Genomic DNA, 25,452 nt, shown 5'->3' with positions numbered 1-25,452 from the left:
GTGAGGGCAAGATGTTACCACAGCGGATCAGGGCTGTTACTTATACCGAGAGCAAATGAAGATTAATCAGTCTGTTCTGACGTCGCACGGGAAGCCGTGTCACCTCGGTCACGGCATTAAAGCGTTTTCAGGATCATACCGATGGCGGCCAGCAGCATGATAACGCCGACCGATTTAAACATGATGCGCTGTGCACGTTGGCTGGTCAGTAATGCGCGAACGCTTACTGCCGCCAGAATAAACATGGCTCCGACCATCAGCAGCACCGCTGCGGTAACGGGCACCAGTATGGCTGCCCAGAATGTAAAGGATATGCTCTCCAGCGATATCACAAGCGGTAATATGGCCAGATAAAACGCGATTGTTTTCGGGTTGCCCAGTGTGATGGTCAGGCCTGACAGCCAGGCAGAAGTCAGTTGCTTGTGCGTCACTTTTTGGTCCAGCGTGATGGAATGCGGCTGATAAGACCAGAACTGCCAGGCCAGAAAAGCTAAATAGAGCGCCGCAGCCCAGTTAATCAGTGTAAACAGTCCGGTATAGGTATGAGCGACAACGGCCAGGCCAAACACGGCGAGCGTCAAATAAAATAAATCGCCCATTATTACGCCTGCAAGCGCAGCCAAACCCGCCAGAGAGCCCCCGTTAAGGGTACGGGCCACGATCGCTGTCATGCCCGGGCCGGGAATGGCCGCGGCCAGACCCAGCGCCAGTATATAAGGCAGTAATTCTGTTATCGCAGGCATCGTCTTTCCTTCATAAATGTTATGTCGGGATAAAATCCAGACAGGCTGGCCATGAAAAGCGGCATGACGAGGACAACCCGGACTCGTCTGCCGCCTTAATCTGCCCTGTCCGGCCATTTCTTTTGATCTGCACCTTGTACAGCACCTGAAAACAGTATGTCCTGGCGAGACAGAAATAGGCTGTCTCAATCACATTCATTTATCGTATTCTTTGCAAGAATTAACCTCATAAACGAAATGTAGCGGAAGGAATTGACCGGTATGCTGCTTGATAAGACAGAAATGAAAATCCTGCGTGTTTTACAGGACGATGCCCGTATTACTAATCAGGAACTGGCTGACAAGATTGGTATGTCTGCCTCACCGTGCTGGCGTAAAGTGCGCAGGCTGGAAGAGCAGGGCGTCATTCAGGGGTACCGGGCTGTACTGGACCGCAAAAAAATCGGCGCCGGGGTCATGGTGTTTATTCGTGTGGTTATTGATTGCCACAGCGAGGATGAGGCAAAAAAATTCGAGCAACAGGTCACGGCGCTGGATGATGTGGTGGCCTGCTACAGTATCGGTGGTGATGCCGATTTCCTGCTACAGGTTGTGGCGAGCGATCTCGAAACTTATGCGGAGTTCGCCATGTCTGTAGTACGCAGATTGCCGCGCATTAAAGAGATGCAAAGTATGTTTGTGCTTAAAGAGATCAAACCGCTGACCGCTTATCCGGTTAAAAATTCACACTGATATGACCGGCTGAATCTTATGCAGCATCTGTGATGCAGCCGGACTCAGCCGCGTTTAACGTAGCGTTGACGCGACAGTTATAAAGAACAGGAAATGACGGAAAAGCCGGGATGCCATAAAAGGCATTTTGATGTCTCTGGCGTGGGCAGAGGTAATATGAGGCGACACAATGGGCATTCATTCCGCGAAACTCTGCGCCTTTATCGTTGTGATTTGAAAAACACGCCATTGACGATGGCGTGTTAATGGTTCAGAAAACTGAATGCTGTTTTAAGGTGCCCGCCCGATTTTTTTCGTGCCTTTCGTGTAGTAAAGATTGTGGTATTGACCATTTGAATAAATCACCACGAATCTGCGCGCGCCGACATAAGCGCCAAAACTGTTTTTTGCATTAATCACGCCGGGGATGACCCAGCCAAACATCAATTCTTCTTTATCTTCGGGCACATTCATTACCCAGGTATATCCTTTAAAAGGTTTAAAAAAACGATAATGCGCGCTGTAAGGATCTTTCAGATGATAATAAAACGTATTTTTGACATCCGTTTTATAAGTGTCTGGCAGCGTACCGTAACTGGCAAGCTGCACTTGTAGTGGATCGGGTTCATGAGAACGGGCTACACATCCTGTCAACATCATCGTTAAAGCAAAATACAGCACACGCTTTCTCATTAATCGCCTCAAGGGTTAATATTTTTGTTATAAGGCGAAACACTAGCACCCGGCGTATATTTCGGTCTATAAACCGTTGATAAACGAGTGTTTTATATTAGCGAACAGCGAGTGAATGGTTTAATACTGGAGAGCGAAGCGGTTTATCTTGACAACCCGGTGTTGACTGAAACGACTTCGGGCGCAGAGAGAGTTTAAGAGACTAACAAAAACCCGCTCCTGTTTCCCTGAGCGGGTTTTTCTAATCTGGCTCCTCTGACTGGACTCGAACCAGTGACATACGGATTAACAGTCCGCCGTTCTACCGACTGAACTACAGAGGAATCGTGCTACAGGGCGCATAGTAATGGACTGATCTTACTGAGTCAAAGCGGTTTTCGCGCCGGACAGTCTGTTTGCTGAAGGATTCAGCATTCTGGTTGTTTCAAGCGCAACTTTGCGCATTCCCGATCTTCTTCATCCATAAAATGGTTTTATCACAGCACCCATGCCGGACAGGTGAGTGCGACCCGCATCATCGATGCCTATGCAACAAAGGAAACGGATTAGCCTGACCATCCTGTTCCAGGCGGCCCAGGATGGCAAAGCCCAGCTTTTGATAAACGAGCACAGCCTGCTTTTGTTCATTCACGTCGAGTGCATTCGCGCCACAGGTTTCCACAGCATATCGGTAAGCGATAGCGTGCTACGTCTTCCTTACCACAGCCACAAACGCACCGCAGAAGGCTGGCGTTGCGCCATCCACGGACGTAGTATGCAGCATTCGTCCCTGTAGCTTGTCTCAAACACTCTTTATCACAGGTAATATCGTCATGGCGTTGATTCCAAAAAACTACTCACGGCTTGAAAGTGGCTACCGTGAGAAAGCCCTGAAAATCTATCCATGGGTTTGTGGGCGCTGTTCGCGCGAGTTTGTCTATTCCAACCTGCGTGAATTAACGGTTCATCATATTGATCACGACCACACCAATAACCCGGAAGATGGCAGTAACTGGGAATTGCTGTGCCTGTACTGCCACGATCACGAACACTCGAAGTATACGGAAGCTGACCAGTATGGCACCCGGGTTGTGGCGGGTGAGGACGCGCAAAAAGACGTGGGCGAAGCCACCTATAATCCCTTTGCGGATTTAAAGGCAATGCTGGATAAGAAAAAGTAAGACTGAAGGCCCGGACGTGACCTTTGCGTTCGCGCCTGACAGCGGCCAGACGCGCATCCGTTTTTATGCGCCTGCTATCCACTCCCTCTCTGACTGTTCGCCGCTTATCCCCCAGGGGCAAAGCCCTTCCGCACGAGGCTGAATCAACAGCCTGGTGATGTCGTTCGCCTCTCAGTGCAAAAGTGCAGTATGCCCGTTGATATGCTCACCTGCCGCGTACTCCGTTTTAAACAGCTATGGTTAAAGGGGCACCGTCGACCATGGAGAAGTGAATGAACGAGCAACTGCAAGCACAGATTGCCGCAAGGCTGGCGTTGACAGCCGGACAGCGGCAACAGACGCGCACGGCGCTGAGTCAGGGTCTGCCAGCGGAACCTGATTCACGACGCGCACAGCGTTATGCCTTTCAGCAACGCGCCAGACAACAGGTCATCATCGGCACGAATGATTTGCTGCCCGTCTCTTTTTTGCAGCAGGGGCTGAGCGCCGCCAGGGCGGTGGCACTGGTCAGGGAAGATGGCGTACCCAAAGGCAGTGGGTTTTTAACCTGGGGCAACCTGTTTGTCACGAATCACCATTTGTTACCTGAACCGCCTGAAAAAGGCCGTATTACGCTTCAGTTTGGCTACCGCCAGGGGGAAGCGGGTGAGATGATTCAGGGACGTCTTTTCAGTGTGGATGCGGAACGCTTCTGGCTCACCAGCCCGACCGAAGCATTGGACTGCACGCTGATCGCGTTAGGCGACGCGCTTGACGACAGTGGCGAGCAACCGCTGCCGCTGGCGCTCAATGACCGCAACGATAAACATGCGTTGGGCATCCACCTTAATCTTATCCACCATCCCGGCGGTGCGCCGCAGCAGGTCTCGCTGCGCAATAATGCACTGTTAGCCCGTCATGAAGAGTTTTTGCACTACGAAGCCGACAGCGAAGGTGGCTCGTCGGGCGCACCCGTTTTCAATGACAGCTGGCAGCTGGTGGCGCTTCATCACGGTGGCGTGGAAGAGAACGGAAAATGGGTCAATGAAGGCATCCGCATCAGCGCGCTTACCGACTGGCTTAAAGGCGCGCTGCCGACGTTACCTGAAGCCTGGCAATCGTCGCTGATGCAGGCGCTCAAGGCTGAGCCTGCAGCGGAACAGGTGTTGCCCAGTGCCGCTGCACCCGATGAAAATTACGCTAATCGCGATGGTTATCAGGCGGGCTTTCTGTCGGGCACGCATGTTGATGTCGCCGGCATTATCGCGCCACGCGCCAGTGAAGTCGCACCGCTGCGTAATGGGCGCAGCGGTGCAGAAGCCACGCTGGATTATGAGCACTTCTCGCTGATCATGAGCGCAGGGCGGAAGCTGGCCTTTTTCACAGCCACCAATATTGATGGTGCGCGCTACATCAATATTGACCGCGGCAGTGGACAACCTTCGCTGCTCCCTGAAGGCGACCGCTGGTATGAAGACAGCCGTATCGACAGTCGCTATATCACCGGCCAGGCGTTCTATAGTGAATTCAGCCGCTGGTTTGATCGGGGCCATCTCACCCGCCGTAGCGATCCTACCTGGGGCACTGCGGCCGAAGCAGTGCGCGCCAATAAAGACACGTTTCATTTTACCAACTGTTCACCGCAGCATTTTCGCTTTAACCAGAGTGTGCAGTACTGGCAAGGTGTTGAGCGCTACATCCTGGAATATGGTGTGTTAAAAACCAAACAGCAGATTAGCGTGCTGACCGGACCGGTACTTAACGATCAGCACCGGCAATACGGGAACTTACAGGTGCCGCTGATGTTCTGGAAAGTGGTACTGCGCATCGGGCCGCAGGGCACGCCGCAGGCCACCGCACTGCTGGTCAGTCAGGATAAGTTGCTGGACGAGCCGCGCCGCGTACTGCCGCTTCAGCAGCCGGAAGCGGTCCCGCAGGTGGACGAATACCGCGTTTCGATTCGTTCACTGGAAACACTCACCGGGCTTGATTTCAGCGCGTTCCGCGACTGGGACAGCTGGCAACCCGATCCCAGCCTGCTGGCCGATCCTGTGCAGGCAAAGCTGATTATGAGCTGGTCTGAGGTGTTATAAAGGGACGGCGGCAATCGGCTGAATGTAAGGGACATCACACTGCCCGTTCTGGTGTTCCGAACGGGCAGGATTCGCATATTGTCGCCACTGACGTATCGGCCGGCACCGGGTTGGCAGGCTTGCCCGCCAGCAACGCCCTGAGCAGTATGCCAGCCTGAGATTCAGCCGGACGATCGCTGCATGTGTTCGCGGTTCGCCCTGTCTAAACCATGACATTAACCCGACGGGTTAACCGCGCCACTGGCGGAAAGAAGACAGTAAGCCGATGCCGCGACCTGTCCCGGCATCGGGGCAGACAAGGCCTACGCCAGCAAACCGTGTGGATCCAGGACATATTTGGCGGCCACGCCGGCATCAAAGCTGGCATAACCCTCGGCCGCCTGTTCAAGGGGCAGCACTTTGGCGTTCACAATTTTCGCGATGGGTAACCGGTCATGCAAAATTGCATTCATGAGCTGGCGGTTATATCGCAGCACTGGCGTTTGTCCGGTGTGCAGGGTTTGCGCCTTTGACCAGCCCAGGCCAAACTTCAGGCTCAGGGATCCTTCACGGGCTGCCTGCTCCTGAGCGCCCGGATCGTCTGTTACATACAGTCCCGGAATACCAATCTTACCGGCCACCCGGGTGACAGCCATCATGCTGTTCAGGACAATAGCCGGCTGCTCTTTACCCGAATGGCCCCGCGCTTCAAAGCCGACCGCATCAATCGCCGAGTCGACTTCCGGCACACCTATGATATCCGCGATCATTTCACCCAGGCGATCGTGTTTGCTCAGGTCGACGGGCACAAAGCCCATTTTTTCTGCATGCGCCAGGCGATCCTGATTGAAGTCACCAACCATCACGACCGCTGAACCCAGAATTTGCGCTGAGGCTGCCGCGGCCAGGCCAACCGGGCCCGCGCCCGCGACATAGGTCATCGAACCGACGCCCACGCCCGCCGTGACCGCACCATGAAAGCCAGTCGGCAGAATGTCTGACAGCATGGTCAGATCCAGAATTTTTGCCAGCGCCTGATCCCGGTCAGGAAACTTCAACAGGTTAAAATCGGCATACGGCACCATGACATATTTTGCCTGTCCGCCAACCCAGCCGCCCATATCGACATAGCCGAATGCGCCGCCAGCGCGTGCCGGATTAACCGTCAGGCACACGCCGGTATCCAGTTCCCGGCAGCAGCGACAACGTCCGCAGGCCACGTTGAAGGGGACAGAGACAATATCTCCCACGTTAAGCATTTCAACGTCGGTGCCTTTTTCAATGATTTCGCCGGTAATTTCATGCCCCAGCACCATGCCCGCCGGTGCGGTGGTGCGTCCACGTACCATATGCTGATCGGAGCCACAGATATTGGTTGACAGCACTTTGATGATGACCGCGTGATCGATTTTTTTACCCGCGGGGCTGACGAATTTCGGATCGGCAATATCCATCACTTCAACCTTACCGGGCCCCTGATATACCACACCTTTATTGGAAGCGTTTCCCATAGTAATGTCCTGTCTGGCTGATTAAGAGGTCTGTCTGGCAGCGCGGTATCATGCATGTAGGGTGAGGTACTTACCGGTCTGCAAAGGCAGTGTAAGCAAGTCAGTGATGGTTAAATGATCTGACAACGACATCGGGACGGGAAAAAACGCAGAATGGCGACATCAACAGAAATAATAAAAACAGATCGCCATTGTGCAATAAAGCCTGTCCGGACATCCTGTCGAAAATAAATAAAATGATTTTATTAAAAACGACCTGTAATTATCTGTCGGCGACAACGTCGCTTATTATATAGGCTTTTCCTATGCCGTTATTTCACGTCAGACAATGCTATGATAAAAATGAATTAGCTCACGCGTTTTGACTTCATTTTTTTCAGGCGGTCAGGTTTTAATTAAGGGTTGCAATAACCCGGCATTTACGAAATAAAGCGTCAGAATATCGTGCCTTAATACCCTGCGATCGTTATCGCCAGAGGATTACCGTATCGCTGACGGTTATTTCTGGCATGTCGACCGCAATATATCATCAACCGCAATGGTCGCTGAGTGTTAATCATTACGTAGAAGGAACAGGACAATGAATATTGTTACGCCCGCGTCGCCCGCTACGCTCAGAAAGGTAACAGCCGCTGCCGCTATAGGTAATTTTGTCGAGTGGTTTGATTTTGCCGTTTATGGTTTCCTGGCCACGATTATTGCCCAAAACTTTTTTTCACAGGCACTTCCGCAGACCGCCTTATTACAGACGTTCCTGGTGTTTGCCGTGGCGTTTGCCTTGCGGCCATTAGGTGGGGTGATATTCGGTATGCTGGGGGATAAATATGGGCGTAAACGTATCTTATCGTTGACGGTACTCATGATGGCGGGCGCGACCACGCTGATTGGCCTGCTTCCGACCGACAGGCATCTGGGGATCATGGCCCCGATTCTGCTGACGCTGGCCCGCTGTATTCAGGGATTTTCGGCAGGAGGGGAATATGCCGGAGCCTGCGCCTATGTGATGGAGCATTCACCGCCACGCAAACGCGCCTGGTACGGAAGCTTTATCACGGTCTCGACGTTTTCTGCTTTCGCGGCTGCGGCAGTTATCACTTTTCTGTCAGATGCCGCGCTGGGCCAGGATCAGATGCGCGCGTGGGGCTGGCGTATTCCTTTTCTGATTGCGGCCCCGCTGGGGCTGGTGGGGATTTATCTGCGCATTCGTATGGAAGAGACGCCTGCTTTCCGGGCTGCACGTCGCGAAGAGGCGGGAACACATGCGGCACTTGCTGACACGTTACGCCAGCAGACAGGAAACATCCTGCGGCTGGGGGCCTTTATCGCCTTAACCGCGCTGACGTTTTATATGTTTACCACCTACTTCTCGACCTTTCTCCAGTTGCAGGGCCACTTCAGTCGGGCCTCGGCCTTGCTGGTCTCCTTCCTCGCGCTGCTGTTTGCGGCGGGGCTCTGTCCGGTAGCGGGGGCGCTTTGTGACGGGATAGGCAGAAGAAAGACGGTGGCTGTCACGGGCGGATGGGTGATCGTAAGTGTCTTACCGGCCTGGTGGCTGGCCAGTTCGGGCCTGCTCTGGGCCGCCATCCTCGGGGATATGCTGTTAGCGACGGGGGCGGTGTTTTCGGGCGTCGTGACGGCCGCGTTACTCTCCGAAGTCTTCCCCACGCGGGCACGGTATACCGCCTCTGCCATTACCTACAATCTGGCCTATACGCTTTTCGGCGGCACCGCACCGCTGGTGGCAACCTGGCTCATTGACTACACAGGCAATACGCTGTCACCGGCCTTTTATCTTGTTGCGGTCGCGGTGCTGGCGCTGGCGGGCGGGCTGAGCTTGCCCGAAACCTCACGTATTTCTTTGCAGGATGACGCCGCACATCCGCATTCGCGGCAACAGGGTGCGGTAAAGCACGTGGGGACGGTCGCCCGCAAGGAGCCGGTGTGAGGCATAAAGGTCACCAACCGGGCACCCGCCCGGGTTATCTTCTGATGGCCTCGCTGGCGGCGCATAAAACTGCGACATAAGCATTCCTCCGCATAGCGAGGGCGGCATCGGCGCGAAGCAGGCCAGGGACTGTGCAGCATCGCAGGGGAAGTGCTTATCACCCATTGCGGTGTCAACACGTCAGAGAAAGCGTGACCCGACGGGTCACCCAAGATCGCCAAGCAACGTGCTGGCTGAGAAATGATGCGCAATCTGCGCCTGCAACAGTTCGGCGCAGCCCAGCGCATCGGTCAGCGCGTTGTGGGCCGGATAGTGCGGCAGATGATAACGGGCCCGACAGTCAGACAGGCGCAACGACAGTCGGGGGCGCGGTCGCCACCATTTCTGTCGCCAGCCGTTTTGCCGCTGTGCCGCAATAACGCGCGCCTCCAGCGCCAGCGTATCGATACAGGGGAACACAATGCCTTCGCCAATGCGCTTTTTAAATGCTGCATCCAGAAAAGGCTGTTCGATCCCTTTGTGATGGACCACCATCACGTTTCCCGCCATCATTGCCAGCAGCCTGAGCAGCACAGCATTCAGGTCCGGGGCGTGGGCAATTGCGGAATGTGTGATGCCGTGAATAACCACCGACTCTGTTCGCAGGTCGGCACGCGGATTCAGTATCCAGTGCTGGCTGCCCTGGATACGGATGCGCGACAGGCTCATCGGCAGTAAACCGATACTGACAATATCGTCATGCTGAGGATTCAGGCCGGTGGTTTCAAAATCCATCGCCAGTAAGGGAACGTCGGACAACGGTGTATCGGGTGACGGCATGCCAGACAAGTAGTAGTTTTTCAGCGCGGCATGGCGCGTTTCCCTGGCCCGTCTGGCGAGGACGGCGGGCCAGTCCTGCGGCAGCACGCTGTCCTGGCGGGCGCGGACACAGGGCCACAGCAATGCTTTATTGATATGCAGCATTAAACGCTCCGCCCTGGCTGATAGCGATATTTTAAAAATTTTTGCGCATTGCTGAGGATCTGAAAGGCATCCTTCAGATTCTTGCGCTCAAAGTCAGACAGATTAAGCGGTTCAATCCGGTTGTCCGGTTCCTGGCCGTTCTCCACATCCTGCGCCTGGTGGCGGATGCGCACCATCGAAATAAACTCCAGCGCATCCCGCAGATCCTGACCGCGTCCGTGGGGCAAAATGTCGGCCTGCATAATCGTCTGCAGCCGATCAAAGGAGTTATGCGCCGTTGCGCCCGCCGCCAGCGCATGCACACGAATCAGATCGGCCAGCGGGGCCGTTCCGCGCCGTTTCATATCAATGGATTGCGTATGCTGGCCGGAGGGCTCCATCACAAAGTTTTTAAAGAACCCCAGCGGCGGCTTTCGCAGCAAGGCATTGCGCGCCAGACAGGCGAGAAAACGGGCGTTGTGCCGCGCTTTGTGTCTGATACGCTGGTTAAGCTGTTCTCCCCATTCCACCTGGCCCCAGACGGCGTCCAGGTCGAAGAAAATCGCGCTGTCCAGCAGCGATTGCGGTGAGGGCGAATCGATCCACTCATCAAAATAGCGTTCCCAGACGGAGAGCGGCTGACACCAGCGGCTGTTTGTCGCCATGATATTTCCCTTGCAGTAGCGATAGCCGCAGGCGTCCAGCCCGTCACTCACGCGCCGGGTCAGCGCCATAAAATAGGGCGCATGGCGCAGTGGGTCATAACGGTTATCCAGGATCAGGGCATTATCCTGATCGGTGACGAGCAGTTGCTCCTGGCGGGCCATCGAACCCAGGGTAATAAAGCAGTAGGGGACCGGCGGCGGCCCCAGTTCCGCCTCGGCCAGCGCCAGCAGGCGCTGCGTGAAACTGCGACCAATGACCGCCATGGCGCGGCCAGTCATCTGCGAGTTGGCATCTTCACGTACGATGCGGCTGAAACAGGCACGTACCTCGTTTTTCAGGGCGCTCAGTTCGTCCGGGCGCTGGCAGTGAAAAATGCGGCTGACGATAAACAGACTGTTTTGCGATTCGTAGCGGATAATGTCCGATTGTGAAATCACGCCGACAGGACAGCCGTTTTTCATCACCGGCAGATGATGAATATTGTGCTGCATCATGGTCAGCATCGCTTCAGACACCAGCTGATAATGTTCCACATGGTTCAGCGGTGCGGTCATGATCGCCTTCACCGGTGTCTCAAACCCGAGTCCACCCGCGATGACCCGCTCACGCAGGTCTTTATCCGTCACGATGCCGGTCAGCGCCGGCCTGACGGCGGGGTTAACTTCTGCCATCGGCGTCACGATCAACAGCGAGGAGACATCCTCTTTACTCATTTTCACCGCGGCGTCGCGCACCGTGGCCCGGCTGTCGAGGGTAACGGGCGGTCGGCTAATCAGGGCCTCAATGCGGGAGGCCATCAGGCCGTTAGCCTCTTCTGTGCGCGCCACGGTTTGCCGGAGACGGGTGCGGTCCTCCACTTCCACTAAATCGGCAAATTCCTCGTATTTGCGAAACAGCGCATTAAAAATCGGGGCCGGGATCAGGTAAGTCAGCGTATCTTCCAGCGCGGTCACCGGAAAGCGTACGCTGTTTTCGCGCAACAAACCAAATTCGCCAAAATAGCCCCCGGCCGTCAGTCGGTTATACAGATCGCCATTGCGTCGGTAGATTTCCACCGCGCCGCTGCGAATCACATACCAGGCATCGACAGGCTGGCCAAAGGTGAGAACAGGCGTTCCGGCTTTGAAATAGCTGACCTCAATGTGCGCGGCGATGCGCGCCAGCGCCGTGAGCGGTAAGGTGTCAAACGGCGGATAGCGCTGAATGAAGTCGATAATTTCCTGATGGGCTGACTGCACGGTGACCTCCTTTTCTGCCACAGCGGACAGCCTGACCTGCGCGGTCCGCTCAACGCTGACTTATTGATTACGCACCGCAGGGGCAGAACGTGCCAGCCGCGGTTCTGACATCAGTCCTTTCACCACCGCGACTGAGGCGATCAGCAAGACCAGTGCGAACGGCAGCCCGGTTGAGACCACCATCGCCTGTAGTGCATCCAGCCCACCGCCGAGGATCAACGTTATCGCAACCAGCCCTTCAAACACGCACCAGAACACGCGTTGTGAAGTGGGAGAGTCGATCTTGCCACCGGAAGCAATAATATCGATGACCAGCGTGCCCGAATCCGCCGACGTCACAAAAAACACCACCACCAGAATAATCGCCACCACGCAGGTGATTTTTGCCAGCGGCAACGTATCCAGCATGGTGAACAACTGCAGCGGCAGAACAGCATCGGCAATGCTATGATAGCCTTCGGTGAAATACTGATGAATGGTGGTGCCGCCCAGCACCGTCATCCACAGCACGCAGGCCAGTGACGGCACCAGCAGTACCGAGATCATGAATTCACGCACCGTGCGACCACGCGAGATGCGTGCAATGAACATCCCGACAAAGGGCGACCATGAGATCCACCATGCCCAGTAAAACGAGGTCCAGCCTGCGGCAAAATTGCTGTCAGGGCGGGCAACCGGATTCGACAGGGCGGGCAAAAACGCAAGATAGGAAGCCAGGTTTGAGAAAAAACCGCTAAACAAAATCAGGGTAGGGCCGACCACAATGATAAACAGCAGCAGTAACCCAGCCAGAATCATGTTGGCTTCAGATAACCGCCGTACGCCGACATCCAGCCCGGCCACCACCGAAAAGGTGGCAATCGCGGTGATGACGATCACCAGGACAATCTGCGTAGTTTGTCCTAATGGCACATCAAACAGAAAATTCAGGCCGGACGCCGCCTGGGAAGCGCCCAGCCCCAGCGAGGTTGCCAGACCAAACAGCGTCGCCAGTACAGCCAGGATATCAATGATGTGTCCCGGCCAGCCCCACACCGCGTCGCCCAACAGCGGATAAAACAGCGAGCGGATCGTCAGCGGTAAACCTTTATTGAAAGAGAACAGCGCCAGACCTAATGCCAGAAAGGCGTAAATGGCCCAGGGATGCAGCGCCCAGTGAAAAATCGTGGCGGCCATCGCCAGCTGCTGCGCATTGTCGGCCGCGCCAACTGCGCCATTCAGGGGAGCCCAGTCGGTACGTACACCGTTTTCCACAACGGTGCCACCCATTGAGCTGGAGAAGTGCGACAAAGGCTCGGAAACGCCATAAAACATCAGGCCAATGCCCATTCCGGCGGCAAACAGCATGGAGAACCAGGTCACGTAGTTGTAGTCAGGGCGGGCCAGCGTGCCGCCGAGGCGCACTTTACCGAGGGGGGAAATAATCAGGCCGAGACAGAGAAGAACAAAAATATTTCCGGCACTGATAAAGAACCAGTCGAGTCGGGTGGTCAGCCAGTTCAGCATTCCTTTAAACAGCGGTGCCACATCACTTTGAAAGACGAGCGTTAAAACGATAAAGGCAATAATGACCATCCCGGAGAGGACAAATACCCGGTTGTGAATATCCAGACCGAAGGGGCCAACATTTACCACAATATTGTCCTGCCCCACCTGATAATCAGTATCATAAGGTGCGACGTCCCCGTCAGGCAGCATGGGATCTCTGGCGTCTGCCATAATCATTTCCTCGCGATTTGTTCGTTGTTGTTAATGCCATTCTCAGCACGCCGGGCTGGCTCTGTTTTAGTTAACGGACATCGTTTCGCTCATCCCTGACAATCCCTGTTTTCCTGTGGTGCAAGAGTGCGGCTATCAGTCGCCTTTCCTTTCATTCAGCTGAACACCACCGTACGTTTTCCGCTTAAAAACACGCGTTTTTCAACGTGATAACGCACGGCATTAAATAACGTTACCCGCTCAATATCCTGTCCACGACTAATCAGGTCATCCGGATAAAGGGCGTGATCGACGCTCTGAATGCCCTGGGTAATAATCGGTCCTTCATCCAGATCGTTATTCACATAGTGGGCAGTGGCGCCGACCATTTTTACCCCTTTTTCCCAGGCCTGATGGTAAGGGCGCGCGCCTTTAAAGCCCGGCAGCAGGGAGTGATGAATATTGATGGCTTTTCCGTCGAGTTTTTCGCACATGGCAGGTGACAGGACCTGCATATAACGGGCCAGCACTACCAGGTCGATATGATGCTGCGCCAGCAGCGCCATAATGCGGGCTTCCTGTTCGGCGCGGTTCGCGTTATTTACCGGCAGATGGTAATAAGGAATACCGTGCCATTCGGCCAGGGAACAGAGATCGGGATGGTTAGAAATGATCAGCGGGACATCAATATTGAGCTGGCCGGTGCGGTGACGAAATAACAGATCGTTAAGACAGTGATCGAATTTAGACACCAGAATAGCGACGCGTTCGCGATGCTGCGGCGGCGTGAGTTGCCAGTGCATTTCAAAGGGCATCACGCGCGGCGTGAAATTATCCCGAAAAAGGTCGGTACTGAAGGGGGAGGCGGGTGAAAAGGCAACGCGAATAAAAAAACGGTGACTGACCCTGTCATCAAAAGAGTGTATTTCATTAATGTAGTGACCGGACTCTGCCATGAATCGGGTCACAACATCCACGGTACCCAGTTTACTCGGGCAACTGGCGGTAAAAATCCATGAATCGGGCAGCGCGCTCATGGGCAGCTCCTGTGAAGAAGAGAAACGCGTGCCGTCGGAAACGCGTCCGGCCGGCACAACAGGGCATTACTTCGTAATGGTCAGGCCATATTCACGACTGGCATCCTGTAACCACAGCCAGATGTAGTCGGCGAAGCTACGACGGACGACCAGTTCCCAGCGGTCTTCGCCGGTCCGGCGGATCAGTGCGCTGCTTTTGGCAAATACCGAACCTGCGACTTTGCCCACCGGGAACGCACGGGGATGGAGATCCAACACCGTGCTTTTCTTCAGCACATCAATGGCATGTTTGCCGGAGAGCGTCAGTATCGTCTGTCCGCCGCTGACGTTGACCACGGAGTAGTGACCGTCAATCTCTGCGCGCAACGCTTTTTCCACCGGAAACAGCTGATCCATTGGCAGAACCACCAGCCACTCGTCGGGACTCAGCCAGCGCACAGAAATGTCGCCCTCTTCACAGGAGGTGAGGGGGACGGTGGGCAGCGCTATACCCAGCACCGTCAGGCAACCCCGCATAAAACTCCGGTTCTGCTGTGAACCGCGCAGCACCAGATGGCCCAGCAGCGCCTGTTCGCGCAGCTGAACGCCACCGGGCTGCGCATGGCTGGCCGCCAGCTTGTCCAGCCCGACGTGATGCAAAGGGGATTCGGCGCGTACCTGCGCAGGCGCACACTGATCCATGACCGCCACCTGTCTGACAGTCTTTGCCGGTTTGGTTTCAGGTAAGAGGGTTTCAGACATGTTGACGTTCTCCTTTCGGATCGATAAAGACCGTGCTGCAGATTTCCGCTTCGACCACCCGGCCATCGGCCAGCGGGTAGAATACGGTTTCGCCCATGCGAGACAGCCCGCCTTTGATAAAGCCCATGGCGATGCTGCGATTCAGGTTAGCGCTCCAGTAGCTGGAGCTGATGTGGCCCAGGATATCCATCGGGACAGGCTGAGCAGGATCGGCCACCGCTTGTGCGCCTTCCGGCAAGACGATCATAGGATCGCGTGTTTTCAGCCCGACCAGCTGTTTGCGCTGGTCACGCACGCAGTCAGCCCGCGCCATGCCGCGTTTGCCGATATAGCTGAACGGTTTTGTGTCCGCGACGCACCAGCTCATATTGAGATCGTGCGGCGTCACCGAGCCGTCGGTGTCCTGACCGGCAATGATGAATCCCTTCTCGGCGCGCAGGATATGCATGGTTTCGGTGCCGTAAGGCGTCAGATCGTATTTTGCGCCGTGCGCAAAGAGTTTCTCCCAGACGTACAGGCCGTAATTGGCCTGTACGTTGATCTCAAACGACAGCTCACCGGTAAAGGAGATACGGAAGAGTCGTGCCGGTACGCCCGCTACCTTGCCTTCCTGCCAGTCCATAAACTTAAAGGTCTCTTTGTCCAGCGAGACGTCGCTGCACAGTTCAGCCAGTAAATTGCGGCTGTCGGGGCCGGATACGGTCATCGTGGCCCAGTGATCGGTCACGCTGGTAAAGAACACTTCCAGCTCCGGCCATTCGGTCTGATGGTACAGCTCCAGCCATTCCATGACGTGTGCCGCGCCGCCGGTGGTGGTGGTCATCAGGAAGTGGTTTTCCGCCAGGCATGACGTCACGCCATCGTCGAATACCATGCCGCTTTCGCCGCACATCAGACCGTAACGGCATTTGCCGACGCCCAGTTTGGCCCAGGCGTTGGTATAAACACGGCTGATAAACTCACGGGCATCTTTGCCCTGAATATCAATTTTGCCCAGCGTGGACGCATCCAGAATGCCCACGCCATTGCGCACCGCACGACATTCGCGATCCAGCGTCTGTTGCATCGTTTCGCCGGCACGCGGGTAGTACCAGGGGCGCTTCCACTGGCCGACATCCTCGAACATCGCACCTTGCCTGACATGCCACGGGTGCATGGCGGTGAAGCGTTTGGGTTCAAACAGTTCACCACAGTTACGCCCCGCGATAGCGCCAAAGGCGATCGGCGTATAGTTCGGACGAAATACCGTGGTCCCGGTCTCGGGGATGCTCTTGCCCATCACTTTGGCGGCAATCGCCATGCCGTTGATGTTGCCCAGCTTTCCCTGATCGGTGCCAAACCCCATTGCCGTATAGCGTTTAATGTGCTCAATCGCTTCAAACCCTTCCCGCGTTGCCAGAGCGATACCGGCGGCCGTAACGTCATTCTGCAAATCCACAAACTGCTTGGGTGCGCGGCTGATCGGTTTGATGTGCGGAATATGGAACAGGGCGGCGGGCGGATGTTCCAGCCACTTTTTCACATCGGGCAGGGCGACCTCGACCGGCGTCAGGCCCAGCTTCAGCGCAGCGTCCTGCCCGGCACTGATGCCTTCCTGCAGCACGTTACCAAGCGCATAGCGCCCGTTGATGCCGCCTGCCGTCAACTGTTTCTGATGTGTCGGCCCGGGCAGGAAACCCGTCACGTCCGTGTTCCAGACAGGACGGCTGCCGGTATGGCCCGCCAGATGAATAACCGGGCTCCAGCCACCAGAGCTGGCTACGGTGTCGCAGGTGAGGGAAAAGGGCTTGCCGGCGATCGCCTCACCTTTTTTATCCAGGGCGGCAATCGTGACGCCGCTGACGCGCTTTTTGCCCTTTACTTCAATGACCGCACTGCCGGTGATGATTCGAATACCGCGGCCACGAACAGCGGCGGCCAGTTCACCTTTGGTCACGGTTCGGGTATCTACCACGGCGACCACCTCGCGTCCCGCATCAGCCCAGTCGAGCGCGGTTCGGTAAGCGCTGTCATTGGTGGTCATCAGCACCAGCTGGTGACCGGGCACCACGCCATAGCGGTTGATGTAGGTGGAGATGGCAGAAGGGATCATGCAGCCCGGTACATCGTTATGGCTAAACACCAGCGGTCGCTCCTGGGCACCGGTGGCCAGCACGACCCAGTGTGCCCGGACGCGGTGCATACGCTGGCGAACCTGTGCCGCCGCAGCGCGATCGCCTTTGTAGTCGGTTCGGTTCTCGTTAACGGTAAGAAAGTTATGGTCGTGATAGCCATTCACCGTGGCGCGCGTCAGCAGCGTCACCTCCGGCATCGTCGCCAGTTCCGCCACCACCTTGTTGACCCATTCCATCGCCGGTTTGCCGTCAATCTGTTCCCGGCTGGCAAGCAGATGGCCACCGAATTCATCCTGCTCATCCGCCAGGATGACGCGGGCGCCGCTGCGACCGGCGGCGAGTGCCGCCATCAGGCCCGCAGGCCCGCCGCCCACAACCATGAGATCGCAATGCTGGTTCATGGCGTCATAGATATCGGGATCTTTCTCGCGTGGCGCGCGACCCAGACCGGCGGCTTTGCGGATGAACTTCTCATAGGTCGGCCACATCGATTGCGGATACATAAAGGTTTTGTAGTAAAACCCCGGCGGCATCACTTTGCCGCCAAGGTTGCCTACCAGACTCATCAGGTCGGATTCGACAGACGGCCAGCCGTTGGTGGCCGAACAGACCAGGCCGTCATAAAGGGCCTGCTGGGTAGCGCGCACGTTTGGCACCTGCGTGGCTTCTGTCGCGCCAAGCTGTAGCACTGCGTTCGGCTCTTCAGCGCCGGCGGCGACAATGCCGCGTGGACGGCTGTATTTAAAACTGCGACCGACAATATCAATGCCGTTGGCGAGCAGGGCGGAGGCGACGGTATCGCCTTCATAGCCCTGATACGGCTTGCCATTCCACGTAAAGGTCAGCGTACTGGAACGGTTAATTCTGCCGCCGGACGGCAGGCGATTCTTCTGGCTCATGCGCTCCGCTCCTTACGCGTGTTCACGGGATTCAGGCTGTTCGTTGAGTGTGTAAACCTGTTTGATCTCATAGGTCTGGGTATCACGCACCAGATTAAAGAATTTGCGGCATCCCGCGCTGTGCACCCAAAGTTCGTGATGTAATCCGCGCGGGTTTTTACGGAAATAGAGAAAGGTTCCCCACGCTTCATCACTGCACTGATCCGGGTTAGCAGGCCGCGCAATATGCGCCTGGCCACGGGGATGAAACTCTTCTTCTTCGCGATACTCACCACAGTGAGGACAGTAAATGTGCAGCATGTTGTCACTCCTTAGTGGGCTACGCCTGCGGCGCCATGTTCATCGACCAGCGCACCGGTATAAAACCGGGACAGGGCGAAGGGTTCGGCAATCGGGTGCGGCGTGCCGTGCGCTAACTGATGGGCAAACAGGTTGCCGGAGCCAGGCGTAGCCTTAAAGCCACCGGTGCCCCAGCCGCAGTTAAAGAACAGGTTGCGCACCGGGGTGGACGAGAGAATCGGGCTGGCATCCGGGCAGGTGTCGACAATGCCGCCCCACTGACGGTTCATGCGGACACGGCTGGTGCACGGAAACAGCTCAACAATGGCCTGAATGGTGTGTTCGATGACGCTGTAGGAGCCGCGCTGACCATAGCCGACCCAGCCATCAATACCTGCGCCGATGACCAGATCACCTTTATCTGACTGACTCATATAGCCATGCACATGGTTGGACATGACGACGGTATCCAGGAAGGGCTTGATCGGCTCGGAGACCAGCGCCTGAAGCGGATGGGATTCAACCGGCAGCTCAAAGCCGGCCATTTTGGCCATCACGCCAGAGTTACCGGCGGTGACGCACCCCACCCGATCCGCTTTAATCACGCCGTGGTGGCGGGTTTTGACGCCGGTGATTTTGCCGTCACTGATTTCCATATCAATGACCTCACAGTTCTGAATCAGATCGACGCCCAGGCTGTCCGCCGCACGGGCATAACCCCAGGCCACCGCATCGTGACGGGCATTGCCCCCGCGCCGCTGTACCGACGCGCCCAGTACCGGATAGCGCGCATCTTTGCTGCAGTCCAGTGCGGGGATCTCTTTCTGTAACTGGTCGCCGTAAACCATCTCGTTGTCGATGCCCTGCAGGCGATTGGCATTCGCCAGTCGTTCATTGGTGCGCAGGTCCTGCAACGTATGGCAGGTGTGATAAACCCCACGCTGAGAGAACATCTGGTTGTAGTTCAGCTCTTGTGACAGGCCTTCCCATAATTTCATGGCGTGCTCATACAGCGCTGCGGATTCATCCCACAGGTAGTTGGAGCGCACAATCGTGGTGTTACGGCAGATGTTGCCGCCGCCAAGATGGCCTTTTTCCAGCACCGCCACGTTGGTGATGCCGTGCTCTTTCGCCAGATAGTAGGCGGTAGCCAGACCGTGCCCCCCGCCGCCGATGATAATAACGTCGTAGCGTTTCTGCGGGGTGGGGTTGCGCCAGACTTTCTGCCAGTTCTCGTGATAGCTCAGACTGTGCCTGAGCAGGCCAAATCCTGAATAGCGTTGCATCATTTCTACTCCAGTAACTCTCGCGCGTGGGCGAATTGACAGACGATAAAACCGCGCCGCCGACCGAAGCCGGTGGCCGCCTGGCCTAACGGTAAACCGGGAAGTCCGCGCACAGGGACAGCACCTGCTGCTTCACCTGAGCAATCTTCGTCTCCAGCATGTCGGCGTTGTTCATCACATCCAGGATGTCGGCAATCCAGCCGGCCAGCATGCGACAGTGCGCTTCGCTGAAGCCGCGCGTGGTAACAACCGGCGCGCCAATGCGCAGACCGGAGGTCACAAACGGGGATTGTGGATCGCCGGGAACGGCATTTTTGTTGACGGTAATGTTGGCGCGTCCCAGCGCCGCATCGGCCGCTTTACCGGTCAGCCCCTGTTTAATCAGGCTGAGTAAAAACAGGTGGTTGTCGGTGCCGCCTGAGACCACATCGTAGCCACGCGTCATAAACACGTCGGCCATCGCGCGGGCATTGTTGACCACGCGACGCTGGTAGTCGGTATAGTCAGGCTGCATGGCCTCTTTAAAGGCGACGGCTTTGGCGGCGATCACATGCATCAACGGACCGCCCTGGCCGCCCGGAAACACGGCAGCGTTGAGCTTTTTCTCCAGCTCGGGGTTGGCTTTTGCCAGAATCAGGCCGCCGCGCGGACCGCGCAGGGTTTTATGCGTGGTGGTAGTGACCACATCGGCATAGGGCAGTGGAGTGGGATAAAGGCCCGCCGCGACCAGGCCCGCCACATGCGCCATGTCGACAAACAGCCAGGCACCGACCTTATCGGCAATGGCGCGGAAGCGCGCCCAGTCCACGACGCGTGAGTAGGCCGAGAAACCGGCGACGATCATTTTCGGCCGGTGTTCCAGCGCCAGCGCTTCGACCTGTTCATAATCAATTTCGCCGCTGGCTTCATTCAGGCCGTACTGCACGGCACGGTAAATTTTGCCGGAGAAGCTGACATGGGCGCCGTGCGTCAGATGACCACCGTGCGCCAGGCTCATGCCCAGAATGGTGTCGCCCGGCTGGCACAACGCCATATAGACCGCCGCATTCGCCTGCGAACCCGAATGGGGCTGCACGTTAGCGTAATCGGCACCAAACAGCGCACAGGCACGTTCTGTTGCCAGTTTTTCGACTACGTCGACATATTCACAGCCGCCGTAGTAGCGCTTCCCCGCATAGCCTTCTGCATATTTATTGGTCAGTACCGTACCCTGAGCCTGCATCACGCGCGGGCTGGTGTAATTCTCGGAGGCGATAAGCTCAATATGCTCTTCCTGACGCACCGCTTCCTGTTCAATGGCCTGCCACAGTTCACTGTCAAAGCTTTGAATATCGTCGCGCTTCGCAAACATGCTTTTCTCCTTGCCCGGATAACCACGCAGCGCCTGCTTTGGGCCTGAACCGTTCAGGGCAGCGGTAGAGTGAATGTGGGAGGGATAATAACCAGCGTCACCGATGCCGGAATGTTTGGTAGCGCCCCGGCGATGTCAATTTGCGACATACCCACGCAAGGCGGACACATTGAACGGTGAGGAACGGCAGAAAGGGCAAAACATGGCGAATTCATCGCCAAATACGTCGTTATCCGGCATCTCTTGTTTTTCATCCGCGCAGATAATGCGGCTGTCATTCACTCAACGGCAGGCATAAGCCCGGGAGCGCAACATGAGTATCAGTGTCTTCGATCTGTTCAAAGTCGGAATTGGTCCCTCCAGTTCACATACCGTTGGCCCTATGCGCGCGGCACAACGCTTTGTCGAACCGCTCGGTCACCGTGAGGATCGTGGGATGATTTACCGCATCAAAGTCGAACTGTTTGGTTCGCTCAGCGCCACCGGGCGCGGGCACAGTACGGATAAAGCGGTACTGATGGGGCTGATGGGCGCCTCACCCGATACCGTCGATCCCGCTACGATCAACAGCACGATACAGGCGATTGATGAAACCGGCTCCCTCACACTGCCCTGGGGAGAAAACATTGCGTTCGACAGCCATGAGGACCTGCTGTTTGTCGATGATGTGCTTGCTTACCATCCGAACGCGATGCGCCTGAGCGCGTTTTACCGCAACGGGCAAAGCCGTTCGACCGTGTATTACTCCATTGGGGGCGGATTTGTGATGGATGAGGATGAGGCGCTGGCGTCGGCACATCTGGTGCCACAGTGCACGCTGCCCTACGACTTTAACAGCGGCGCCGCTTTGCTGGCACACTGTGCGGACCGGCAGTTACGCATCAGTGCACTGATGCTGGAGAATGAAAAAGTCTGGCGCACGGAGGCCGGGATTCGGACCGGTCTGGCGCAGATCTGGCAGGTGATGCAGCAGTGCATTGCCAATGGTCTGGAAAATGAAGGCATCCTGCCGGGAGGGCTTAACGTGCGCCGACGAGCGCCCATGCTCTACCGATCGCTGTGCCGCGCCTCAGCGGAAAATGTGATCAGTTCAACCCTGTCGGCGATGGACTGGATCAACCTCTATGCGCTGGCGGTCAATGAGGAGAACGCGGCAGGCGGGCGTATGGTTACCGCGCCCACGAACGGGGCGGCAGGTATTATCCCGGCGGTACTGATGTACTACATGAAGTTTGAACCCCAGGCGCGCGAAGACGATGTGGTCGATTTTCTGCTCGCGGCGGCGGCGATCGGCGCACTGTGCAAGAAAAATGCTTCCATTTCGGGGGCCGAAGTCGGCTGCCAGGGTGAGGTGGGGTCCGCCTGTGCTATGGCAGCAGCCGGCCTGACCGAGGTGCTGGGTGGCACGCCCGAGCAGGTCGAAAATGCCGCCGAGATTGCGCTGGAGCATAATCTCGGTCTGACCTGCGATCCGGTTGGCGGACTGGTGCAGGTGCCGTGCATCGAACGCAATGCCATTGCGGCAATGAAAGCGATAAACGCGGCACAGATGGCGCTGCGCGGCGACGGTCAGCACTTTATTTCGCTGGATAAAGTGATTCGCACCATGCGCGACACCGGACGGGATATGCAGGATAAATACAAGGAAACCTCGCGCGGTGGGCTGGCGGTCAACGCGATTGAATGTTAACAATGTGTTGGTTTTTGGTTACTTGCGCTTATGGGTTCGAATAAAAAACAGCCAGAAAAACACGTCACAAAACAGTGCAATAAAACCGTCATATGACTAAAACGGTTCAGCGGGTGCACCGTTATGAAGCCTGCCTGCGTTGAAAGGGCAGCAATGATCAAATCTGTGAAGCTGAACAAACATTTGTTTCGCTTATGTTAACTGTGTGTCATTTTTGCGTCGTGCGACCTGGTGACGAATGGCATGGCTGTTGCTTACTCTATAGGTGTTGGAAAGCAGTTGGGTGAAATACCCCTGGGTGATGTTCCTGTTAAGCCTAATAGAGGTCAGCGCACATGTTCGATACAGACGCAATTCATAAACGTTCCTCTACTGAAAATAAAACGCGCAGCGTAGGCTTTCTGCTGGTGAATAATTTCACCATGATCGCGCTGGCAACCGCCGTTGAACCCTTACGCATGGCGAACCAGCTGAGCGGCAAGGAGCTGTACAGCTGGTATACCGTCAGTGAAGAGGGCGCGCCCGTTGTCGCCAGTGACGGGATTGCCATTACACCCGACCATTCGATGGCGAACGTGCCGGCACTGGATGTCCTGATTGTGGTCGGCGGTGTCAACATTACCCGCAGCTATTCCAGTCGACAGATTGGCTGGCTGCAAAGTCTGGCGCGCCGTAAGATCCTGATTGGTGGCATCTGTACCGGCCCGTACCTGCTGGCGGAAGCGGGGCTGCTGGATGGCTATCACTGCAGCGCCCACTGGGAATGCATAGCCTCCATGCAGGAAGCCTATCCCCGCGTGATCTGCACCAATCAGCTGTTTGTGATTGAGCAGGATCGCATGACCAGCAGTGGCGGTACTGTACCGATGGATATGATGCTGACGATGATTCAACGGCATTTTGGCCATCAGCTCACCGCCGCCATTTCAGAGATGTTTATCTGCGACCGGGTCCGCAACGAGTCCGATTACCAGCGTATTCCCCTGCGCCATGTACTCGGCACCGCCCAGCCCAGCCTGGTCGAAGCCGTTTCCCTGATGGAGGCCAATATCGAAGAGGCCATCGATCTGGATGAACTGGCCGGATACGTGGGCCTGTCCCGGCGACAGCTGGAACGGCTGTTCCAGAAATATCTGCACTGTTCGCCCTCACGTTACTACTTAAAGCTGCGTCTGTTCCGCGCCCGTCAGTTATTAAAACAAACCTCCATGTCGATTATTGAAATTGCGCTGGCCTGCGGTTTTGTTTCCACGCCGCACTTCAGTAAATGCTATCGCGAACACCTTGGCGTGCCGCCGCGTGAAGAGCGGCGCGGCGTTCACAGCCAGGGCAGCGGCAAAACGCTGACGCAGTTTTTCATGGCCGACCTGCCCGGCCTGACTAACTGGCAGCAGGAAAGCACCGTCTCCACCTCCCTGCGTATTCTGAACGAAGCGCGGTTTGAACCCACCTTTGGCTCCGTCACGCTGCCGGGCAATCTCTGACGCCTGTCTTACCCCACTGCGTCAGCAAAAAACAGCCTTTCGGGGCTGTTTTTTGCTTCGGGTCCCGCAACGTATTGCCGTTTTTCTGTGCCCTGATCTGCGCCAGCGGTCAGGCAAGTGACGTTTTCAGAACAATTCTGCCCGCGCGTAAACCCTATTCTGTTTTCATCAGGCCGCATCCGGTTATGACGTAAACCAGAGAGGAAGATATGAACGCGACTGAATTGCATGATTCTGCGATTGTCATTGATGGGTTGGTCATTGCGAAGTGGGACAGAGCGCTGTTTGAAGATATGCGCCGCGGCGGACTCACCGCGGCCAACTGCACGGTATCCGTGTGGGAGGGCTTCCAGAGCACGGTGAATAACATTGTCGAGATGAATCACCTGATTGCGCAAAACGCCGATCTGGTCACCAAAGTCACCACGACGCGCGATATCCGCCGCGCTAAGGACGAAGGCAAAACCGGGATTCTGCTGGGCTTCCAGAATGCCCATGCGTTTGAAGACCAGCTTGGCTATATCCAGGTGTTTAAAGAACTGGGTGTCGGTGTGGTGCAGATGGCCTATAACACGCAGAACCTGGTCGGTACCGGCTGCTATGAGCGTGACGGCGGCCTCTCGGGCTACGGCCATGAAGTCGTGGCGGAAATGAACCGCGTCGGCATGCTGTGCGACCTGTCGCACGTCGGCGCGCAAACTTCGAAAGAGGTGATCCTCGCCTCGAAAAAACCGGTGTGCTACTCACACTGCCTGCCATCAGGTCTGAAAGATCACCCACGCAATAAATCGGATGAAGAGTTGAAGTTTATTGCCGATCACGGCGGCTTTGTTGGCGTCACCATGTTTACCCCGTTTTTAAAGAACGGTATCCACTCCACCATCGAGGATTATGTCGAAGCCATCGACTACATCTTTAACCGGGTCGGGGAAGACCAAATCGGCATTGGCACCGATTTCACCCAGGGACATGGCCAGGCATTTTTCGAATGGCTGACTCACGATAAAGGCTACGCCCGCCAGTTAACAGACTTCGGCAAGATCATCAACCCGGAGGGCATTCGTACTTTGGGCGAATTCCCGAATTTAACCGCCGCCTTGTTACGTCACGGCTTCACCGAAAAGCAGGTGCGTAAATTTATGGGCGAAAACTGGCTCAATCTGCTGGCCAATGTCTGGAACGAGTAAATCCGTTACCCATTCCTGTGAACACG

20 protein-coding genes and 1 tRNA gene are annotated in these 25,452 nt (G+C 56.1%); 8 read left to right on the top strand and 13 right to left on the bottom strand.

Annotation, left to right across the window (positions count from 1 at the left end):
• Positions 1-116 precede the first annotated feature (116 nt).
• Positions 117-743 carry a LysE family translocator gene (locus tag C1N64_RS15595; protein ID WP_054687572.1) on the bottom strand — a complete coding sequence of 209 codons (627 nt, stop codon included), beginning with the start codon at positions 741-743 and terminating at the stop codon, positions 117-119.
• Between the two features lie 261 nt (positions 744-1,004).
• On the opposite strand from C1N64_RS15595, the gene C1N64_RS15590 reads away from it, so the two are divergent.
• Positions 1,005-1,475, top strand: a complete 471-nt coding sequence (locus tag C1N64_RS15590; protein ID WP_039338077.1) for an Lrp/AsnC family transcriptional regulator — start codon at positions 1,005-1,007, stop codon at positions 1,473-1,475.
• 270 nt (positions 1,476-1,745) lie between these two features.
• On the opposite strand, the gene C1N64_RS15585 is transcribed toward C1N64_RS15590, so the two are convergent.
• The gene (locus tag C1N64_RS15585) at positions 1,746-2,147 is read right to left on the bottom strand and encodes a hypothetical protein (RefSeq protein ID WP_054633511.1); all 402 of its coding nucleotides are present in this window, start codon (positions 2,145-2,147) and stop codon (positions 1,746-1,748) included.
• A gap of 247 nt (positions 2,148-2,394) precedes the next feature.
• Positions 2,395-2,470: transfer RNA gene (locus C1N64_RS15580), tRNA-Asn, on the bottom strand.
• A 203-nt stretch (positions 2,471-2,673) separates the two neighbouring features.
• On the opposite strand from C1N64_RS15580, the gene C1N64_RS15575 reads away from it, so the two are divergent.
• The 3 genes from C1N64_RS15575 (at position 2,674) to C1N64_RS15565 (ending at position 5,379) form a co-directional block, all read left to right on the top strand.
• Entirely contained in the window at positions 2,674-2,922 is a 249-nt protein-coding gene (locus tag C1N64_RS15575; RefSeq protein ID WP_394514942.1) for a hypothetical protein, read from the top strand.
• A gap of 37 nt (positions 2,923-2,959) precedes the next feature.
• On the top strand, positions 2,960-3,307 hold the full coding sequence (gene yajD, locus C1N64_RS15570; RefSeq protein WP_033740398.1) for an HNH nuclease YajD: 348 nt from the start codon (positions 2,960-2,962) through the stop codon (positions 3,305-3,307).
• A gap of 272 nt (positions 3,308-3,579) precedes the next feature.
• Complete coding sequence (locus C1N64_RS15565) at positions 3,580-5,379, top strand: DNA/RNA non-specific endonuclease (protein ID WP_133745348.1); 1,800 nt, start codon at positions 3,580-3,582, stop codon at positions 5,377-5,379.
• 302 nt (positions 5,380-5,681) lie between these two features.
• Here the strand turns inward: C1N64_RS15565 and fdhA are convergent, their stop codons facing one another.
• Positions 5,682-6,869, bottom strand: a complete 1,188-nt coding sequence (gene fdhA / locus C1N64_RS15560) for a formaldehyde dehydrogenase, glutathione-independent (RefSeq protein WP_058708382.1) — start codon at positions 6,867-6,869, stop codon at positions 5,682-5,684.
• Between the two features lie 580 nt (positions 6,870-7,449).
• Here fdhA and C1N64_RS15555 point away from each other — a divergent pair.
• Positions 7,450-8,814 carry an MFS transporter gene (locus C1N64_RS15555; protein ID WP_172912963.1) on the top strand — a complete coding sequence of 455 codons (1,365 nt, stop codon included), beginning with the start codon at positions 7,450-7,452 and terminating at the stop codon, positions 8,812-8,814.
• A gap of 204 nt (positions 8,815-9,018) precedes the next feature.
• On the opposite strand, the gene C1N64_RS15550 is transcribed toward C1N64_RS15555, so the two are convergent.
• The 9 genes from C1N64_RS15550 to glyA all read right to left on the bottom strand — a co-directional run bounded on the left by C1N64_RS15550 (position 9,019) and on the right by glyA (position 21,065).
• Positions 9,019-9,777, bottom strand: a complete 759-nt coding sequence (locus tag C1N64_RS15550) for a 3'-5' exonuclease (protein ID WP_394514941.1) — start codon at positions 9,775-9,777, stop codon at positions 9,019-9,021.
• On the bottom strand, positions 9,777-11,660 hold the full coding sequence (locus C1N64_RS15545) for a DUF294 nucleotidyltransferase-like domain-containing protein (protein WP_033740948.1): 1,884 nt from the start codon (positions 11,658-11,660) through the stop codon (positions 9,777-9,779). The genes C1N64_RS15550 and C1N64_RS15545 overlap by 1 nt, the downstream gene beginning before the upstream one ends.
• A 60-nt stretch (positions 11,661-11,720) precedes the next feature.
• Entirely contained in the window at positions 11,721-13,379 is a 1,659-nt protein-coding gene (locus tag C1N64_RS15540; protein ID WP_394514940.1) for a BCCT family transporter, read from the bottom strand.
• A gap of 155 nt (positions 13,380-13,534) precedes the next feature.
• Positions 13,535-14,395, bottom strand: a complete 861-nt coding sequence (purU, locus tag C1N64_RS15535; RefSeq protein ID WP_033740385.1) for a formyltetrahydrofolate deformylase — start codon at positions 14,393-14,395, stop codon at positions 13,535-13,537.
• Between the two features lie 66 nt (positions 14,396-14,461).
• Positions 14,462-15,136 (bottom strand): sarcosine oxidase subunit gamma, encoded by a 675-nt coding sequence (locus tag C1N64_RS15530; RefSeq protein ID WP_367143872.1) that lies wholly within the window; start codon positions 15,134-15,136, stop codon positions 14,462-14,464.
• Entirely contained in the window at positions 15,129-18,149 is a 3,021-nt protein-coding gene (locus C1N64_RS15525) for a sarcosine oxidase subunit alpha family protein (protein ID WP_367143873.1), read from the bottom strand. The genes C1N64_RS15530 and C1N64_RS15525 overlap by 8 nt, the downstream gene beginning before the upstream one ends.
• A gap of 12 nt (positions 18,150-18,161) precedes the next feature.
• Positions 18,162-18,449, bottom strand: coding sequence for a sarcosine oxidase subunit delta (locus C1N64_RS15520; RefSeq protein ID WP_033740381.1), 288 nt, complete (start codon positions 18,447-18,449; stop codon positions 18,162-18,164).
• Positions 18,450-18,460: 11 nt separating this feature from the next.
• Positions 18,461-19,714, bottom strand: coding sequence for a sarcosine oxidase subunit beta family protein (locus C1N64_RS15515; protein WP_033740946.1), 1,254 nt, complete (start codon positions 19,712-19,714; stop codon positions 18,461-18,463).
• Positions 19,715-19,799: 85 nt separating this feature from the next.
• The gene (gene glyA / locus C1N64_RS15510) at positions 19,800-21,065 is read right to left on the bottom strand and encodes a serine hydroxymethyltransferase (protein ID WP_394514939.1); all 1,266 of its coding nucleotides are present in this window, start codon (positions 21,063-21,065) and stop codon (positions 19,800-19,802) included.
• Positions 21,066-21,378: 313 nt separating this feature from the next.
• Here glyA and C1N64_RS15505 point away from each other — a divergent pair, with 313 nt between their 5' ends.
• The 3 genes from C1N64_RS15505 to C1N64_RS15495 all read left to right on the top strand — a co-directional run bounded on the left by C1N64_RS15505 (position 21,379) and on the right by C1N64_RS15495 (position 25,426).
• Positions 21,379-22,755 carry an L-serine ammonia-lyase gene (locus tag C1N64_RS15505; protein ID WP_394514938.1) on the top strand — a complete coding sequence of 459 codons (1,377 nt, stop codon included), beginning with the start codon at positions 21,379-21,381 and terminating at the stop codon, positions 22,753-22,755.
• A 335-nt stretch (positions 22,756-23,090) separates the two neighbouring features.
• Entirely contained in the window at positions 23,091-24,239 is a 1,149-nt protein-coding gene (locus C1N64_RS15500; RefSeq protein ID WP_033740379.1) for a choline metabolism transcriptional regulator GbdR, read from the top strand.
• Positions 24,240-24,448: 209 nt separating this feature from the next.
• Positions 24,449-25,426: a dipeptidase gene (locus tag C1N64_RS15495; protein WP_033740378.1), complete on the top strand. Its 978-nt coding sequence runs from the start codon at positions 24,449-24,451 to the stop codon at positions 25,424-25,426.
• Positions 25,427-25,452: the final 26 nt, after the last annotated feature.

Source organism: Pantoea sp. SGAir0215 (assembly GCF_043543215.1).
The sequence above is the reverse complement of the archived record's forward strand: the minus strand, read 5'-3'. Positions and strand labels throughout refer to the sequence as shown.

Excerpts from the sequence above, each read along its gene's own strand:
- C1N64_RS15525 (WP_367143873.1), bottom strand. The coding sequence starts at position 18,149 with ATGAGCCAGAAGAATCGCCTGCCGTCCGGCGGCAGAATTAACCGTTCC.
- C1N64_RS15505 (WP_394514938.1), top strand. The coding sequence starts at position 21,379 with ATGAGTATCAGTGTCTTCGATCTGTTCAAAGTCGGAATTGGTCCCTCC.
- yajD (WP_033740398.1), top strand. The coding sequence starts at position 2,960 with ATGGCGTTGATTCCAAAAAACTACTCACGGCTTGAAAGTGGCTACCGT.
- C1N64_RS15575 (WP_394514942.1), top strand. The coding sequence starts at position 2,674 with ATGCAACAAAGGAAACGGATTAGCCTGACCATCCTGTTCCAGGCGGCC.
- glyA (WP_394514939.1), bottom strand. The coding sequence starts at position 21,065 with ATGTTTGCGAAGCGCGACGATATTCAAAGCTTTGACAGTGAACTGTGG.
- C1N64_RS15495 (WP_033740378.1), top strand. The coding sequence starts at position 24,449 with ATGAACGCGACTGAATTGCATGATTCTGCGATTGTCATTGATGGGTTG.
- C1N64_RS15565 (WP_133745348.1), top strand. The coding sequence starts at position 3,580 with ATGAACGAGCAACTGCAAGCACAGATTGCCGCAAGGCTGGCGTTGACA.
- C1N64_RS15520 (WP_033740381.1), bottom strand. The coding sequence starts at position 18,449 with ATGCTGCACATTTACTGTCCTCACTGTGGTGAGTATCGCGAAGAAGAA.
- C1N64_RS15555 (WP_172912963.1), top strand. The coding sequence starts at position 7,450 with ATGAATATTGTTACGCCCGCGTCGCCCGCTACGCTCAGAAAGGTAACA.
- C1N64_RS15530 (WP_367143872.1), bottom strand. The coding sequence starts at position 15,136 with ATGTCTGAAACCCTCTTACCTGAAACCAAACCGGCAAAGACTGTCAGA.
- C1N64_RS15550 (WP_394514941.1), bottom strand. The coding sequence starts at position 9,777 with ATGCTGCATATCAATAAAGCATTGCTGTGGCCCTGTGTCCGCGCCCGC.
- C1N64_RS15515 (WP_033740946.1), bottom strand. The coding sequence starts at position 19,714 with ATGCAACGCTATTCAGGATTTGGCCTGCTCAGGCACAGTCTGAGCTAT.
- C1N64_RS15585 (WP_054633511.1), bottom strand. The coding sequence starts at position 2,147 with ATGAGAAAGCGTGTGCTGTATTTTGCTTTAACGATGATGTTGACAGGA.
- C1N64_RS15595 (WP_054687572.1), bottom strand. The coding sequence starts at position 743 with ATGCCTGCGATAACAGAATTACTGCCTTATATACTGGCGCTGGGTCTG.
- fdhA (WP_058708382.1), bottom strand. The coding sequence starts at position 6,869 with ATGGGAAACGCTTCCAATAAAGGTGTGGTATATCAGGGGCCCGGTAAG.
- C1N64_RS15500 (WP_033740379.1), top strand. The coding sequence starts at position 23,091 with ATGTTCGATACAGACGCAATTCATAAACGTTCCTCTACTGAAAATAAA.
- purU (WP_033740385.1), bottom strand. The coding sequence starts at position 14,395 with ATGAGCGCGCTGCCCGATTCATGGATTTTTACCGCCAGTTGCCCGAGT.
- C1N64_RS15540 (WP_394514940.1), bottom strand. The coding sequence starts at position 13,379 with ATGGCAGACGCCAGAGATCCCATGCTGCCTGACGGGGACGTCGCACCT.
- C1N64_RS15590 (WP_039338077.1), top strand. The coding sequence starts at position 1,005 with ATGCTGCTTGATAAGACAGAAATGAAAATCCTGCGTGTTTTACAGGAC.